Source organism: Agromyces sp. S2-1-8 (genome assembly GCF_021129215.1).
Taxonomy (GTDB): Bacteria; Actinomycetota; Actinomycetes; order Actinomycetales; family Microbacteriaceae; genus Agromyces; species Agromyces chromiiresistens.
Window position 1 is genome coordinate 1,550,062 of record NZ_JAJOLP010000001.1, and the last position, 14,830, is coordinate 1,564,891.

Genomic DNA, 14,830 nt, shown 5'->3' on the forward strand with positions numbered 1-14,830 from the left:
AGCCCTTGCCGCGCGTCGCCCGCGGTGGTTCGGTTGAGGCATCCGAATCGAAGGAGCTGCCATGAGTTTCCTCGCTTTCCTGGTGCTCGGCCTCATCGCCGGCGCCATCGCCAAGCTGATCCTGCCCGGCAAGCAGGGCGGCGGCTGGTTCGTCACGCTGCTGCTCGGCGTAGTCGGCGCCCTGCTGGGAGGCTGGCTGGGCAGCCTCATCCTCAACCGCCCCCTGACGGAGTTCTGGGATCTCGGCACGTGGCTGCTCGCCATCGCCGGGTCGATCGTCGTGCTGCTGATCTGGGGCCTCATCACCCGGGGCAACAGCAAGAGCACCGCCTGACCAGGCGCGGGCCGGTCGCCGACCGGCCCGGTCACCGGGTCGACGAGGTGGATGCCCCCAGCGGCATGCGTCTCGTCGGCCCGGTCGGTCAGCGCGCGTCGGCGAGCTCGACGAAGCGCGCCAGCAGGCGCTGCGGTTCGGTCACGGATGCCTCGGCGAGGCGCCGCGAGACCTCGCGCAGTTCGCTCGCCGGGAAGTAGCCGTGGTGCCGGTACACCTGCGCCCGCGCGATGAAGTCGTCGGTCGTGACCTCGGGGTGGAACTGGGTCGCGTACACGCTCGGGCCCACCCGGTAGATCTGCACCGGGCAGCCCGCCGACGACGCGAGGAGGACCGCGTCGGCCGGCAGGAGCTCGGTCGACTCCTTGTGGCCGACGAGCGCGTCGAAGCGGCCGGGCAGCGTACCGACGAGCGGGTCGGCCACGCCGTCGGCGGTGAGCGCGATCTCGACGGCGGCGGCGTTCTCGCCGTACCGGGTGCCGACGCGTCCGCCGAGCACGCGGGTCAGCACGCCGATGCCGTAGCAGGTGAACATCACGGGGAACCCGATGTCGAGGGCGCGCTCCGCCAGGGCGGCGAGCTCCGCCTCGACCCGCTGCTGGACGGGATGCTTATGATCCTCGGGGGTCGTCACGTTGTACGGGCTGCCGCCGACGACGATGCCCGCGAACGCGTCGAGGCGCACCTCGCCGAGCGGTTCGACGTCGAGGCGGTGGTGCTCGAGCCGGCCGGCATCGAGGCGCATCGCACGGCGCACCGACTCGTACTCGGGCCCGACGGCCTCGACCTCGGGGCGGGCGGAGAGGAAGAGGAACGGCTTCGGCGCGGTCATCGGCCACGCCGCCGATGCCGCTGCTTGGCCCCCTGACCGGTGCGCGGGGCGGCCCGCCCGGACGCGGCCTTGCCGCCCTTCGCTCCGCCGGCCTTTCCGCCCCTGCCGTCGGCGGCGCGCCGCTCGGCGGCCGCGAGCTTGGCCGCCTTCGCCGGCTTCATCGTCGGCGCCTCGTCGCCCCGCGAGCTGCGCACGCCGCGTCCGCGCACGACGCCGACGAACTCCTGGATGTCGTCGTCGTCGCGTTCGACCCGCCAGACGAGGGCGATGCGGGTGGAGGTGCCGTCGGAGAGCGGGATCGCCACGACGTCGCGCCGGTGGTGGAGCCTCGCGATCGAGTGCGGCACGATCGCATAGCCGGTACCGGCGGCGACGAGTTCGAGGGTCATGGCGGGGTCGGTCTGCACCGGGGCGACCGGCTCGCCGCCGAGGTCGGCGAGCGAGAGCTCGGCCTCCTCGGCGAAGGCGTGGTCCTTCGGGAGCACCACGACCGCGAGCTCCTCCCAGAGCGGGATGAGGTGCAAGCCGTCGGCGTCGACCGGCAGCCGGACGAATGCGAGGTCGACCTCGCCCGAGCGCAGCCGGTCGAGCTGCACGGACTCGTCGACCCTGGCGGCCTCGAGGGGCAGGTCGGCACGTCGCTCGCCCCAGGCTCGCAGCCACTTCGACGGGGAGACGCCCGCGACGTAGTCGAGTCGCAACGCCATGTCGCCCCCTGTTCGCGGTCGTGCCGGCACGCGTCGTCCCGCGTGCCGGTGCCTCTCAGGCTACCGTCGGCTACGGTTGCAGGGTGAGCGAGAACGAGTCGCCGGCCGCCGAGCCGCGCGAGAAGCAGCCCCGGGCCAAGAAGTCGCAGACCATGAAGGCCGAGACCGCGGCGAAGAAGCTCGGCATCCTGCTCTCCGCCGCGCCCGAGGAGTTCCGCGACCACGCGATCACCCGCGACGAGGTCGACGCGTTGCAGGCCGACCCGCCCGAGTGGCTCGCGACGCTGCGCCGAGAGGGACCGCACCCGCGTCAGGTCGTCGCCGCGAAGCTCGGCGTCTCGAACTCCGGCCTCGCACGCGCGGGCGTCAGCGACGCGCTCACGACGGCCGAGATCAAGGCCCTCCTCGCGGCACCGCCGCAATGGCTCGTCGAGGAGCGCGCGACCCAGGCCGCCGTGCGCGCCGAGAAGCAGCGCGTCGCCGAGCGCGACCGCGAGCGGGCGGCGCGTTCGGCGGAGTAGTTCACGCGGCGTAGCGGTCGCGCAGGAAGCCGGTGAGGTCCGCGAGCTCCGCCTCGGAGACGGAGTGACCGAGGCCCTCGTAGATGCGCGCGTCGACGGTCGCGTGCCCGGGCAGCCAGTCCTGCGTCCGGGCGACGGACGCCGCGGGGATGACCTCGTCGAGGGTGCCGCGACCCCAGAAGACCGGCGGCCGCACCGTCGCGAGCCGGGCGTCGCCGTCGCGCTCGCCGGGCATCGCGAAGCCGGCCAGGATGGCCGCGAACTCGAAGCGCTCGGGTGCGAGGCGCAGGAGCTCGAGGCACAGCGCGCCACCCTGCGAGAAGCCGACGAGACCGACCGGCGTGCCGGGCGCGGCGCGATCGACCCACGCGAGCACCGCTTCGGCGGCTGCCTGCGACTCGGCCTGCTTCGCGGGGGAGTCGTCGTCGATGCGGCCGCGCTCGTCGAAGACCTCGAACCATGCGTAGCCGTACCCTGCGTCGAGCGGCGCGCGCAGCGAGGCGATGACCGGCTGCAGCGGCAGGTAGGGCGCGAGGCCGAACAGGTCGCCCTCGTTCGAGTTGTAGCCATGGAGCAGCACCAGCAGCGGCCGATCGGCGCGGTCCTCGCCGGCGGCCGACCAGAGCACGGCCTCGTCGTCGATGATCATCGCCCCTCCTCCGGGGAATCGGTCGCGTCGGCGTCGCCCGGCGTCACGTCCGCGACCGCCTGCACCGCCTGGTCGGCCTCGGAGACGATCGCGGCGAGGGCGCGTTCGGCCTCGTCGGGCCGGCCCTCGGTGATGGCGAACGCGACCTCCTGGTGGAGCCGGAGCGCCGTCGGGTTCGCCTCGTGCGGCATCAGCGCGTGCTGCGTGCGCCCGCGCAGCACCTCGCCCACGACCGGACCGAGGGCGGCGAGGAACGGGTTGCCCGAGGCATCCAGCACCGCGGCGTGGAACGCGACGTCGTGCTCGAGGTAGGGCGCCTCGTCGGCCTCGCGCGCCCGCTCGGTCATGCCCGTGACGGCGGCGATGAGCGCGGTGCGCTGCGCGGGCGCGGCGTGCTCGGCGGCGAGTCGCGCCGCGAGCGGTTCGACCGCGCTGCGCAGCTGGCTGAGCGCATGCAGGGTCTCGATCCGGTCGGGGCCCGCGAGCCGCCACCTGATGAGCCGGGTGGAGTACGGGTTCCAGCGCTCGGGCGGCAGGATCTCGACGCCGGCGCGCCGGCGCACCTCCACGAGGCCCATCGACTCGAGCACGCGCACCACCTCGCGCAGCGCCGAGCGGGAGGCGCCGAAGCGCTCGGCGATGTCGGTCGTCAGGATGCGCGCGCCGGGGGCGAGCCGGCCGGAGACGATGTCCGCGCCCAGCGACTCGATCACCCGCTCGTGCAGGGCGGACGAACCGTTCGGCGAAGCATCCATCCACTGATTATCGCCGAGGCGTCGCTCGAGTGAAATGCCCGGCGTTATGAGGCGTGCCTTGAAATATGCCCTACATATATGTAGAGTCACCTCACCCAGTCCGCCAGACCGAGGAAGTTCAGGCCAATGTCCACCGTGCTCTCCACCGCTGCAGCGCTCGTCTCCGCCGCCGATCCCGTCGTCCCGACCACCACGGCGCCCGAATGGCAGCTCATCACCGCCGCACTCGTCGGCATCGCCGTCATCGTCGTGCTCATCACCTGGGTGAAGCTGCATCCCTTCATCTCGCTCATGATCGGCGCCATCGTGACCGGCCTCGTGGCCGGCATGACCGCGGTGCAGACGATCCTGAGCTTCACCAACGGCTTCGGCGCGACCATGGGCGGGGTGGGCGTGCTGATCGCGCTCGGCGCGATCTTCGGCAAGCTGCTCGCCGACTCCGGCGGCGCCGACCGCATCGTCGACACCCTCATCGCGCGCTCGAGCGTGCAGGCGCTGCCCTGGGTCATGGGCGGCGTCGGCGCCCTCATCGGCCTCCCGATGTTCTTCGAGGTCGGCCTCGTGCTGCTCGTGCCCGTCATCATCCTCGTCGCGCGCCGTTCGGGGCTGCCGCTCATGCGCATCGCGATCCCCACGCTCGCGGGCCTCTCGGCGATGCACGGCCTCGTGCCGCCGCACCCCGGGCCCCTCGCCGCGATCGACCTCGTCGGCGCCGACCTCGGCCAGACCCTCCTCTTCGGCGTGATCGTCGCGATCCCGGCCGTCATCATCGCCGGCCCGCTGTTCTCGAAGCTCGCCGCCCGCTGGGTGAAGGTCCCGGTGCCCGACCTCTTCGTCACCGCGGAGGACCGCGGCGAGGACGTGTCGTCGAAGCCGCGCCCCTCGTTCGGGGCTGCACTCTTCTGCATCCTGCTGCCGGTCGTGCTCATGCTCGCCTCGTCGCTCGCGAACATCGTCGCTCCGACCTCGGGCGACGCGTGGAAGCTCGTCGTCGACTTCCTCGGCAAGCCGGTCATCGCGCTGCTCCTCGCCGTGCTCGTCGGCATGGTCGTGCTCGGCCGCGGCGGCCGCATGGGGCGCGACGAGATCGCCGCCTCGGTCGGCTCGTCGCTGCCTCCGATCGCGGGCATCCTCCTCATCGTCGGCGCCGGCGGCGGCTTCAAGCAGGTGCTCGTCGACTCGACGATCGGGCAGGTCATCGCCGACGCGATCTCGGGCATCGGCGGCTCCCTCGCCGTCGTGCTCGCCCTCGCCTGGCTCGTCGCCGTGCTCATCCGCGTCGCCACCGGCTCGGCGACCGTCGCCACGATCACGGCCGCCGGCATCCTGCAGCCGCTCGTCGCCGACCTCGACCTCTCGGCCGGTGCGACGTCGCTGCTCGTGCTCGCGATCGGATCGGGCTCGGTCTTCCTCTCGCACGTGAACGACGCCGGGTTCTGGCTCATCAAGGAGTACTTCGGCCTCACGATCGGCCAGACCCTGAAGTCGTGGACCGTGCTCGAGTGCCTCATCTCCCTCGTCGGCCTCGCGGGCGTGCTCGCGCTGAGCCCGTTCGTCGCGTGAGCGGGGGAGGACGATCATGAACGACGCGCGCGAGGCCGCCCCCGAGGCATCCCCGATCGAGGTCGAGCACCCGCCAGTGCTCGTCGTCATGGGAGTGTCGGGCAGCGGCAAGACGACCTTCGCCGAGCTCATCGCCGAGCGCCTCGGCTGGGATCTCCAGGAGGGCGACGCCCTGCACCCCGAGGCCAACGTCGCCAAGATGGCGAGCGGCACCCCCCTCACCGACGACGACCGGTGGCCCTGGCTCGATCGCATCGCAGCCTGGATCGACGGGCACCTGGCCGCCGGCGAGCCCGCCGTGATCACGTGCTCGGCGCTCAAGCGGGCCTACCGCGACCGGCTGGCGCGGCCGAACGTCGTCTTCGTGCACCTCGAGGGCGCCCGGGAGCTCATCGCGGGAAGGCTCGAGCATCGCACCGGCCACTACATGCCGGCGTCGCTGCTCGGCTCGCAGTTCGAGACGCTCGAACCGCTGGGGCCGGGCGAGCGCGGCATCGTCGTCGACGCGCAGGGCTCCCCAGAAGATGAGGTCGCCCAGACGCTCGCGCGCCTCGGGCTCGGGCGCGACGCGGGCTGAGGCATTCGCGCCGACCGTGCCGGAATCCCCGACGGCTGCGCACATCGTGGGGCAGAATCGGAGGCATGAGCGTGCGCACCCCCGATCCCGACTGGAATCCCGACGACGAACCCGCCGTCCGGCCGCCGGCGAATCCGGGTTGGCTGAGCGATCTCGAGCTCGCCGAGGTGCGCGGCCGGCTGCCCCTGCTCTACGTCGAGGCCGTGCCGGTGCGGGTCGACGGGCTCGGCCAGGTCGGCGAGGTCGGCATGCTCCTGCGGGCGAACGCGCTCGGCGAGATGACGCGCACGCTCGTCTCGGGGCGGGTCATGTACGGCGAGACGATCCGCGACGCGCTCTTCCGCCACCTCGAGAAGGACCTCGGACCGATGGCCTTTCCGCTGCTGCCGGCGAGCCCGGTGCCCGCGGCCGTGGCCGAGTACTTCCCGCTGCCCGGCATCTCGCCGTTCACCGACGAGCGCCAGCACGCGGTCTCGCTCGTGTACGTCGTGCCGGTCACGGGCACGTGCGAGCCACGGCAGGATGCGCTCGAGGTGACCTGGATGACGCCGCAGGAGGCCGTCGCGAAGCCGGTCGCCGACGAGATGGAGGGCGGACGCGGAGTGCTCGTCGCGCAGGCGCTCGCCTCGGTCGGCGCCCTGCACTAGGCGGCAACGGGTGCGGCCGGCGCCGGATCAGGCTCCGGACGGCAGCGCGAGCACGGTGTCGAGGAACAGCCGGGCCACGCGGTCGGCATCGACGTCGAGGGCGACCTCGACCACGGGCCATGGGTCGACGAGTCCGTGCACCACGTCCTCTCCGGCGAACTCGCGCCGGTCGACGAGGGTCTGACCGCGGCCGAGGCCGGCGAGCTCGACCCGGACGGGCCGGCGCTCGGTGCGCAGCGCGGCCGGTTCGACGATCGAGCACACCGCGCCGGCGTCGCCGATGAGGCCCGTGTACTCGGCGTGCTCGTCCTCGCTCAAGGCGATGCGCGAGCCGAGCAGCTCGCCGACGATGCGGCCGACTGAGTGGTCGCCGCGCTCGAGCGCATGCGCCCGGTCGGCGGCGACCGAGACGCGGTTGAACACGTCGAGCCCGTACATGTAGACGGGCACCCCTGCATCGAACACGATCGCGGCGGCCTCGGGGTCGTGCCAGACGTTGAACTCCGCGACCGCCGTGGCGTTGCCGACGCTCGCCGACCCGCCCATGACGACGATGCGCTCGATGCGCCCGGCGACCTCGGGGTGGGTGCGCAGCAGAAGCGCGAGGTTCGTCTGCGGCGCCAGGGCGACGAGCGTCACCGGCTCGGCGCGGTCCATGATCAGGCGGCGGAGCAGCTCGACCGCGTGCTCGGGGCGCGCCGTGCGGCGGGTCGCCGGGAGGACGAGGCCCCCGAGTCCGTCGGCGCCGTGCACGTGCGAGGCCGAGCGCGCCGGTGCGATGAGCGGCCGGTGGGCTCCTGCGGCGACCGGGATGTCTCCCGCTGCCGCGGCATCGAGCACGCGCAGCGTGTTGTCGACGACCTGCTCGAGCGACGCGTTGCCGGCGACGCACGTGATGCCGAGCACGTCGAGATCGGGGTGGGCGACGGCGAACAGGATCGCGAGGGCGTCGTCGACACCGGTGTCGACGTCGAGGATGACGGGAGTGGGCATGATGTCTCGATACGCTCCGACGTCGCTACTCGACCACGAGCGGGTGCATGCTCGACCGGCCGCTCAGCGGACCAGCCGCACCTCGTGGATCTCCTCGCCGAGGAACGGCACGTGCTGGTCGGCACCGTCGGCGGTGAAGCCGTTGCGTTCGTAGAAGCGGTGCGCACGCGGGTTGTCGGAGGCGACCCAGAGGTAGACGGCGTCGTCGCCGACGGCCGCATCGAAGAGCTTCTTGCCGATGCCCGTGCCGTGATACGCGTCGAGCACGTAGATGAAGTAGAGCTCGCGCTCGCGGGGCGGGTTCTCGTCGCGAGCGGGGCCCGACCCGACGAACCCGACGATCTCGCCGTCGACGAGCGCGGCGAACTGCGCGTACTCCTCGCCGCGCGCGGCCATGTGGGTCCAGAGGTCGGCCATGCGCCGGGGCGAGAGCTTCTCGAACGCGGCGGCGCTGATCAGGTGGTCGTACGTCTCGTGCCAGCACGTCGCGTGGACACGGCCGAGCGCCTCGACATCGGAATCGCGGATGGGGCGGACGACGACTTCGGCAACGACTTCGGTGCTCATGCCCCGAGACTAAGCCAGGCCGGGCCAGCCGCGAAATCGAGGGCCGGCCGGCCGATCGGGAACCTTTGCGCGGCATCCGGACATATCAGTGCATGGCACTCTCGCAGCATGCGGTGCGACCCGCGAATGCTCGAACCGTCGTGCGCCCGGTTAGGCTTGGCCGGGCATGGAGCAGGATCGGCGTAGCGACTCGGCGCTCTGGCTCGAAGCGACTTCGGGCACGGAGGCGGCGTTCGGCGTGGTCTACGACCGGTACCGGGCGCGCATCTTCCGCCGCGCTTACGCGCAGGTGCTCAACACCGCCGACGCCGAGGACATCGTGGCGATGGTCTTCCTCGAGGCGTGGCGCCGTCGCCGGAGCGTGCGCTTCGTCGACGGTTCGCTCCTGCCGTGGTTGCTCATCGTGACCACGAACGTCTCGCTCAACATGCGTCGATCGGCCCGCCGGTACGACCGGCTGCTCGCGGCGGTGCCCCGCGGCCCCCACGCCGTCGACCCGAGCCGTGAGGTCGAGGAGCGCATCGACGGCGAACGGATCTCGGGACGGCTGCGCTCGGCCCTGGAACGGCTCACCCTTCCCGAGCGGCGGGTCGTCGACCTCTGCCTCGTCGAGGGGTACCCGCTCTCCGACGCGGCCGCCGCGCTCGACGTGCCGATCGGGTCGGTGAAGTCGCGGCTCTCGCGCGCCCGCAAGAAGCTGAAAGAGGCGCTCGGCGAGTCGCCGTGGCCGGAGTCGGGCGTCGCCGGGCCGCCCGAGACGCCCCGCAGCGCGACCGCGTCGGCCGGCGACATGGAGGTGCTCGGATGACCGGACCCGAGATGCGACCCGAGCGCGACGCGGCGATCCGCGCGATGCTCCTCGAGCACGTGCGCGCGGAGCCGGCCGCGCAGGCGCGCCGCCGCCGCAACCGCATCATCGGCTGGGGCGGCCTCGGCGCGCTCGTCGTGGGCGTGGCGGCGACGGCCGGGGCTGTGCTGCTCAGTCCCGAACCGGTGACCGAACCGGGGTACGTGCACTGCATGAGCGCGGCGGAGCGCAACCCCGACGGCACCTACCCGGGCTCGGGCGCGGCCGTCGCGGACGGCGCGAACGGCCTGCCCACCGATCCCATCGAACTGTGCACGCTGATGTGGGAGCAGGGGCTCTTCGAGGACGACTACGACCCGATGGCCGTGAGCCCGTCGCCCGGTCGCGTGCCCGAGCACCTGCAGCTGTGCGTCATGGACGACGGCGCCGCCGCCGTCGTCCCCTCGTCGAACCCCTCGATCTGCGCCGCGCTCGGGCTCGCCGCCCCGGTCGACTGACCGGCGTCAGCCCAGTGAACCGGTCGGGCGGAAGACGAGCGACTTCACGCGGTCGTTGAGCGAGCCGAGCGTCGCGCAGTACGGCGTGCAGTTGGCGCGGGTGCCGCTGTAGCTCGTGGCGGCGTAGGCGGTCGCCCAGCACCCGTTGAGCCCGGTCAGCGAGCTGATCGAGGTGTTCCACCCCGACGAGAGCGACGGGAACCCGAACGTCACGCCGGCGCAGCCGTTCGATCCCCAGAAGGTGAGGCTCGACCCGCCCTTGCTGGCGTCCTTGTAGACCCGGCCGACGGCCACCGATGCGGCGGCGGCCGCCGTGAGCCGGCTGCCGTCGTCGGTGGTCTGCTCGGCGAGGTAGCGGTCGACCTCATCCAGCGACGAGAAGCAGACCGGCTCGGGGGCTTCGGCGCCGGCGCGGTCGGCGGCCGCGACCGCGTCGAGCCCGATCGCGCAGTGCTCCTCGATCGCGGCGGGCTCCTTGGCTGCGGGGGGCGCCGGGTCGATCAGCGTCTCTGCGCCGGCCGGGACGACGGGGATGAGCGCGGTGGCGAACGCCAGCGCGAGGCCCGCGGCGGTGCGGGCGGCGACTCGGAATTGCATGCGGATGCTCCGTTTCCTTCGGGTGGAAAGGCGGCGGGTGGGCGGCCCGCCATACAGGTATGTCCGGACGGCGGGAAAAAGTTCCCCGAATCGGGAACCTTTCGTCCGCATCCGGACATATCAGTGATGAGGGCAGGAGGAACGATGCGTCGCACGAAGAACATGACCACCGCGTTGGTGGCGCTCGCGGTGGCCGGAGCCGCGGCCGTCGGTGTCGCGTTGATCGTCGGCAGCGAGATCGGCCGGACGGTGCTCGGCGTGTGAACTTCGAAGCTGGACCGCTCCTTGGGGGGACGCGGTCCGATCCCGTCGGGGGACGGGACGGCGGGTCGGTGGTCGGGGGACGCCGACCCGCACGGCCGAGGCCCGTGGAGCGGTGACTCCACGGGCCTCGGTTCGTCTTTTGCGCGGTGCGTGGGGTGCGCCCGCGGCTCAGCCCTGCGCGCGGCGGTTCGTGCGCGCGTTGCGATCGGGCGTGACGAGGCTGCCGACGCGGAGCGGCTGCTTGGCGCCCCGGCCGGATGCCTGACGCTGCGCGCCCGTCGTCTGGGCGCCGCGGCTGTGGCCGGAACCCTGCTTCGGAGCGTGCGCCTTCGCCTCGGCCGGACGACCCGAACGGTCGCGGCGGGGCTTGCCCGCGGCATCCCCGTGCTTGGCCGCGTCGCCGCGGCGGCCGGCACCCTCGCCCTGGCGACCGCCCTGCCCGCGGGCGTCGCGCGCTGCGCGCTTGCGCTGGGCGTTGGCACCCTGCGAGCGACCGCCGCCGCCCTGCTGCGGCGCAGCCGTGCGGGGCGCGGGCTTCACGTACGGGGCGACGTCGCCGACGAGCTTCACGACCTCGGGCGAGGTGGGGGTCGCAGGCGCCGGGGTCACCGTGATGGCCGCCTTGCGCAGCAGCTGCTTGAGGTCGTGCAGCTGGCTCGGCATCGCGATCGTCACGACGTCGCCCTCGCTGCCGGCGCGGGCCGTGCGGCCCGAGCGGTGCAGGTACGCCTTGTGCTCCATGGGCGGGTCGACGTGGACGACGAGCTCGATGTCGTCGACGTGCACGCCGCGGGCCGCGACGTCGGTCGCGACCATGACCTTCGCCGAGCCGTCGGAGAAGGCCGCGAGGTTGCGGTCGCGCTGCGGCTGCGACAGGTTGCCGTGCAGGTCGACCGCGGGGATGCCCTGCTCGGTGAGCTTCTTCGCGAGCTTCTTGGCGTGGTGCTTCGTGCGCATGAAGAGGATGCGGCGGCCCATGCCGCTCGCGAGGGTCTTCACGAGCTCGAACTTCGTGTCGGCGTCGTCGGTGAGGAACACGTGATGGGTCATCGCGGCGACGGGCGAGTTCGCCTCGTCGACGGAGTGCAGGACCTCGTTCTGGAGGTAGCGCTTCACGAGCTTGTCGACCCCGTTGTCGAGGGTCGCCGAGAACAGCAGGCGCTGGCCGCCGCGCGGCGTCTTGTCGAGGATGCGGGTGACGACCGGGAGGAAGCCGAGGTCGGCCATGTGGTCGGCCTCGTCGAGCACGGTGATCTCGACGGCGTCGAGGTGCACGTAGCCCTGCTGCATGAGGTCCTCGAGGCGGCCGGGAGCGGCCACGACGATGTCGACGCCCGCGCGGAGCGCCTCGACCTGGCGCTTCTGGTTGATGCCGCCGAAGATCGTCGTCACCTTGAGGTCGTACGCCTCGGCGAACGGCTCGATGGTGCGGGCGATCTGGGTGACGAGCTCACGGGTCGGGGCGAGCACGAGGCCGAGCGGGCGGCCGGCGCGGCGGCCGCCGCCGGCCAGCGTCGTGCCGAGCCGGGCGACGAGCGGGAGCGCGAAGGCGATGGTCTTGCCCGAGCCGGTCTTGCCGCGGCCGAGCACGTCGCGGCCCGCGAGGCTGTCGGGCAGCGAGTCGGCCTGGATCGGGGTGGGGACGGTCTTTCCGTCGGCGGCGAGGGCCGCGACGAGCGGCGCGGGGACGCCGAGGCTTGCGAAGGTGATGTCGGTCACTGGTGCCTTTCGGGGGCATGGCACGGCCGGGCGCATCGCATCCGTCGTTCGACTCGGGGTGCGGTGCTGTGTGGGCCCGGCGGTGGGGAGGTGGCGAAGGCGCCGGTCGGCGCATCCGTTCGCCGTATGAGAGTCATCGGGCGGCTCGAGTTCGAACCCGGCCCGGAAGCGTTTCTACGACGCAGGCGGCGCGATCGTCGCGCGCACCGTGGGCCAGCATAGCGGATGCCTCGTGGCGGATGCTGTGAGGTCGTCGCCGTTCACCGCGGCATCCGCTCGCCCACCGGCACCTCGGCCCTGAGCACGTTGCCCTCCGGCGCGAGCGGGCACGACCACGACGGGTCGTACGCGCACGACGGGTTGTACGCGAAGTTGAAGTCGACGACGAGCGAGTCGCCGTCGGCGCCCGGCCCCAGGTCGGCGCCCTTCACGGTGTCGATCAGGTACCGGCCGCCGCCGAAGGTGCCGCCGGCGGTGCCCGCGAGCGCGTCCTTGACGGGCAGGAAGAGGCCGCCGCCGTACCCGGCGAGCCGCCAGACGTCGAGCGAGCCGAGGTACGGCAGCCGCACCGAGCCGACGAGGGTGAACGGGATCGGGCCGTCGGGTCCGCCGTCGACCGTCAGCCGCACGGGCTCCTCGGGCCGGCGCACCTCGAGCTCGAAGCGCCAGTCGGGGTCGTAGCGGGCGATGTCGAGGCCGGTGAACCGCGCCCGGTCGTCGGGCAGCAGCGGCGATCGAGGATGTCCCGCGAAGAGCTCGTCGCGCCCCGATCTCCACAGTTCGTGGCCCGCCGCGGGATCGTGCACGCTCAGGTGCCGGACCCCGGCGTACAGTCCGAACACGCGCCGGCGCCAGTCGGCCAGCTGCAGCGCGCCGATGGAGTCGGTCATGCCCGAACCCCCGATGCGGCCGCGTCGCCGCCGGCGGGCTCGCCGGAGGCCGCGTCGGCGGTCCCGGGCGGGTCGAACGACCAGCCGGGCGCGAGCCGGCGCAGCCGGTGCCCGCGCCACTGCCAGAACGCCCACGTCGGATACCACGCGACCGGATCCCAGGCGCCTGCGCTCGCGAGCAGGCGATCGCGATAGAGGGTGCGGCCGTCGGGCAGTGCCGAGATCGCCATCCGGTGGTCCCAGCGGCCGAAGCGTGCGAGCGGTCCGGTGAGCGCGCCCCCGCTGTCGCGCAGCATCCTGACCCCGGTCGGCAGGCCGCCGGGGAAGCTGATCTCCACGAGTTCTTCGCCCGCTGGGAAGCGGCGGAACGCGAGTGCTCGCACATGATGCCCGCCCTCGGGCCAGACCGTCGGCAGCCCGCCCGGCTCGAGCGAGGCGAGGTCGAGCCAGGGTGCGACGACCTCGCGCAGCACCGCCGGGCTGCGCAGCGCTCGCCACGCCGCGTCGGGCGTGCAGTCGAGCGTGAGTTTGAGGAGCACCCGCATGAGCCGAGCGTAGGTCGGCCGGGTGCCGGTGCCAAGTGCCTCGTCGTGGTGGCGGGCGTCGAGGTCGCGGGAATCGCCGTCAGGTCGCTCATCTAGACTCCGGGCATGCCCACGTGGTTGCCCTCGCTCGTCGTGTTCGGCGCCGCGGCCGTGCTGGCCGTCGTCGCGGTCGTCGCCCTGCGCCGGGCCGCCTCGCGACGCGCCCGTCGCGACGTCGCGGCGGCCGATGAGGCCGAGGTGCGGGCGAAGCAGCTGATCGTGCGGGTCGACGACGCGGTCCGTGACGCCGACCGCGAGATCGCCTACGCCGAGGCGCAGTTCGGAGCCGCGACCGCCCGGGACACGAGGGTCGCGGTCGAGCGCGCCAGGGCGCGACTGCGCGAGGCGTTCCTGCTGCAGCAGCGGCTCGACGACGCCGAACCCGATTCCGCGGTCGACCGCCGTGGCTGGGCCGCCCGCATCGACGACCTCTGCCGATCGGCGCTCGTCGAGCTCGCCGAGGCCGACGGTGCGCTCGCCGTGCGCCGCCGGCGCGAGCGGGGCGCCGGGGCCGAGCTGCCCGCGCTGCGCGACGAGGAGGCCGAGCTGCGTCGCCGCGTCGACGCGTCGGACGGCGTGCTCGCGCGCCTGGCCTCGCGGTACGACGGATCGGCGCTCGGCACCGCTCGCACCGCCGCCGAACGCGCTCGGGCGGCCCACGCCGAAGCGGAGTCGGCGCTCGCCGAGGCCGGTCGCCTCGTCGAGCGCGGTCAGCCCGCTGCCGAGCTGCTCGCCGGGGCTGCCGACGCACTGGATCGGGCCCGTCGCGACCTCGGCGAGCTCGAGGGCGCCGAGGCGGCCCTCGCCGCGGCCGGTGGCGACGCCGAGCGGGCCGCCGTCGAGCTCGATCACGACCTCGCCGCCGCCCGCAGCGAACGGGACGCGCTCGACGACGCGGACGCGGCGACGCGACTGGGCGACGCGATCGGCGACGGTGCTGCGGCGCTCGTCGCCCGCGCGGCGTTCGCCCGCGACCCGATGCTCGACCGCGATCGCCTGCGCGCTGCGCGCGACCGGCTCGAGTCCGCCCGTGCGGCCGCCCGTACCGCCCAGGCACGCCTCGACGGGGCGCGCGGTGCGCTCGACGGTGCGATCTCGATCGCCGAGGGCCAGGTCGCGGTCGCGCGCGCCGCGATCGAACGCGGAGGCGGCGCGGTCGGCGCGGCCGCGCGCACCCGGCTCGCAGAGGCCGAGCGGCAACTGCGGAACGCCCGGCAGGAAGCCGACCCGGTCGTCGCCCTCGACGCCGCCCGACGCGCCACCGCACGCGCCACCGACGCCGAGGACCTCGCCAGGTACGACGGCCTCGGCCGGTAGCCTGTCGCG

18 protein-coding genes are annotated in these 14,830 nt (G+C 73.3%); 8 read left to right on the forward strand and 10 right to left on the reverse strand.

The features are described from left to right. Window positions 1–61 precede the first annotated feature (61 nt). A complete protein-coding gene (locus LR269_RS06990) occupies window positions 62–334 on the forward strand; it encodes a GlsB/YeaQ/YmgE family stress response membrane protein (protein ID WP_231430036.1) in 273 nt (90 codons plus the stop codon). Between the two features lie 88 nt (window positions 335–422). Here the strand turns inward: LR269_RS06990 and LR269_RS06995 are convergent, their stop codons facing one another. Both LR269_RS06995 and LR269_RS07000 read right to left on the reverse strand, forming a co-directional pair. Then, window positions 423–1,166 carry a glutamine amidotransferase gene (locus LR269_RS06995; protein WP_231430037.1) on the reverse strand — a complete coding sequence of 248 codons (744 nt, stop codon included), beginning with the start codon at window positions 1,164–1,166 and terminating at the stop codon, window positions 423–425. Further along, the gene (locus LR269_RS07000; protein ID WP_231430038.1) at window positions 1,163–1,873 is read right to left on the reverse strand and encodes a LysR family substrate-binding domain-containing protein; all 711 of its coding nucleotides are present in this window, start codon (window positions 1,871–1,873) and stop codon (window positions 1,163–1,165) included. Before LR269_RS07000 ends, LR269_RS06995 begins: the two co-directional genes overlap by 4 nt. Window positions 1,874–2,025: 152 nt before the next feature. On the opposite strand from LR269_RS07000, the gene LR269_RS07005 reads away from it, so the two are divergent. Then, a complete protein-coding gene (locus tag LR269_RS07005; RefSeq protein ID WP_231432269.1) occupies window positions 2,026–2,394 on the forward strand; it encodes a DUF5997 family protein in 369 nt (122 codons plus the stop codon). Window position 2,395: 1 nt separating this feature from the next. Here the strand turns inward: LR269_RS07005 and LR269_RS07010 are convergent, their stop codons facing one another. Further along, the gene (locus LR269_RS07010; protein WP_231430039.1) at window positions 2,396–3,043 is read right to left on the reverse strand and encodes an alpha/beta hydrolase; all 648 of its coding nucleotides are present in this window, start codon (window positions 3,041–3,043) and stop codon (window positions 2,396–2,398) included. Further along, a complete protein-coding gene (locus LR269_RS07015) occupies window positions 3,040–3,798 on the reverse strand; it encodes a FadR/GntR family transcriptional regulator (protein ID WP_231430040.1) in 759 nt (252 codons plus the stop codon). The genes LR269_RS07010 and LR269_RS07015 overlap by 4 nt, the downstream gene beginning before the upstream one ends. Before the next feature lie 126 nt (window positions 3,799–3,924). Here LR269_RS07015 and LR269_RS07020 point away from each other — a divergent pair, with 126 nt between their 5' ends. The 3 genes from LR269_RS07020 (at window position 3,925) to LR269_RS07030 (ending at window position 6,585) form a co-directional block, all read left to right on the forward strand. Continuing rightward, a complete protein-coding gene (locus LR269_RS07020) occupies window positions 3,925–5,361 on the forward strand; it encodes a GntP family permease (protein ID WP_231430041.1) in 1,437 nt (478 codons plus the stop codon). Between the two features lie 16 nt (window positions 5,362–5,377). Further along, a complete protein-coding gene (locus LR269_RS07025; protein WP_231430042.1) occupies window positions 5,378–5,938 on the forward strand; it encodes a gluconokinase in 561 nt (186 codons plus the stop codon). A gap of 65 nt (window positions 5,939–6,003) precedes the next feature. After that, on the forward strand, window positions 6,004–6,585 hold the full coding sequence (locus LR269_RS07030) for an NUDIX hydrolase family protein (RefSeq protein WP_231430043.1): 582 nt from the start codon (window positions 6,004–6,006) through the stop codon (window positions 6,583–6,585). A gap of 27 nt (window positions 6,586–6,612) precedes the next feature. On the opposite strand, the gene LR269_RS07035 is transcribed toward LR269_RS07030, so the two are convergent. After that, the gene (locus LR269_RS07035; RefSeq protein WP_231430044.1) at window positions 6,613–7,578 is read right to left on the reverse strand and encodes a nucleoside hydrolase; all 966 of its coding nucleotides are present in this window, start codon (window positions 7,576–7,578) and stop codon (window positions 6,613–6,615) included. Window positions 7,579–7,641: 63 nt separating this feature from the next. After that, complete coding sequence (locus tag LR269_RS07040) at window positions 7,642–8,145, reverse strand: GNAT family N-acetyltransferase (RefSeq protein WP_231430045.1); 504 nt, start codon at window positions 8,143–8,145, stop codon at window positions 7,642–7,644. A gap of 166 nt (window positions 8,146–8,311) precedes the next feature. Here LR269_RS07040 and LR269_RS07045 point away from each other — a divergent pair, with 166 nt between their 5' ends. Together LR269_RS07045 and LR269_RS07050 are read left to right on the forward strand one after the other, a co-directional pair. Next, the gene (locus LR269_RS07045) at window positions 8,312–8,953 is read left to right on the forward strand and encodes an RNA polymerase sigma factor (RefSeq protein ID WP_231430046.1); all 642 of its coding nucleotides are present in this window, start codon (window positions 8,312–8,314) and stop codon (window positions 8,951–8,953) included. Continuing rightward, window positions 8,950–9,450: a hypothetical protein gene (locus LR269_RS07050; RefSeq protein WP_231430047.1), complete on the forward strand. Its 501-nt coding sequence runs from the start codon at window positions 8,950–8,952 to the stop codon at window positions 9,448–9,450. The genes LR269_RS07045 and LR269_RS07050 overlap by 4 nt, the downstream gene beginning before the upstream one ends. Window positions 9,451–9,456: 6 nt before the next feature. Here LR269_RS07050 and LR269_RS07055 read toward each other — a convergent pair whose 3' ends face one another. The 4 genes from LR269_RS07055 to LR269_RS07070 form a co-directional block, all read right to left on the reverse strand. Then, a complete protein-coding gene (locus LR269_RS07055) occupies window positions 9,457–10,047 on the reverse strand; it encodes a hypothetical protein (RefSeq protein ID WP_231430048.1) in 591 nt (196 codons plus the stop codon). A 432-nt stretch (window positions 10,048–10,479) separates the two neighbouring features. Then, entirely contained in the window at window positions 10,480–12,030 is a 1,551-nt protein-coding gene (locus tag LR269_RS07060; protein WP_231430049.1) for a DEAD/DEAH box helicase, read from the reverse strand. Window positions 12,031–12,290: 260 nt separating this feature from the next. Continuing rightward, window positions 12,291–12,920, reverse strand: coding sequence for a DUF1684 domain-containing protein (locus tag LR269_RS07065; protein ID WP_231430050.1), 630 nt, complete (start codon window positions 12,918–12,920; stop codon window positions 12,291–12,293). Continuing rightward, complete coding sequence (locus tag LR269_RS07070; protein ID WP_231430051.1) at window positions 12,917–13,465, reverse strand: hypothetical protein; 549 nt, start codon at window positions 13,463–13,465, stop codon at window positions 12,917–12,919. Before LR269_RS07070 ends, LR269_RS07065 begins: the two co-directional genes overlap by 4 nt. Before the next feature lie 105 nt (window positions 13,466–13,570). Between LR269_RS07070 and LR269_RS07075 the strand changes: the two genes are divergently transcribed. Further along, window positions 13,571–14,821 (forward strand): hypothetical protein, encoded by a 1,251-nt coding sequence (locus LR269_RS07075; protein ID WP_231430052.1) that lies wholly within the window; start codon window positions 13,571–13,573, stop codon window positions 14,819–14,821. The last annotated feature ends 9 nt before the right edge of the window (window positions 14,822–14,830 follow it).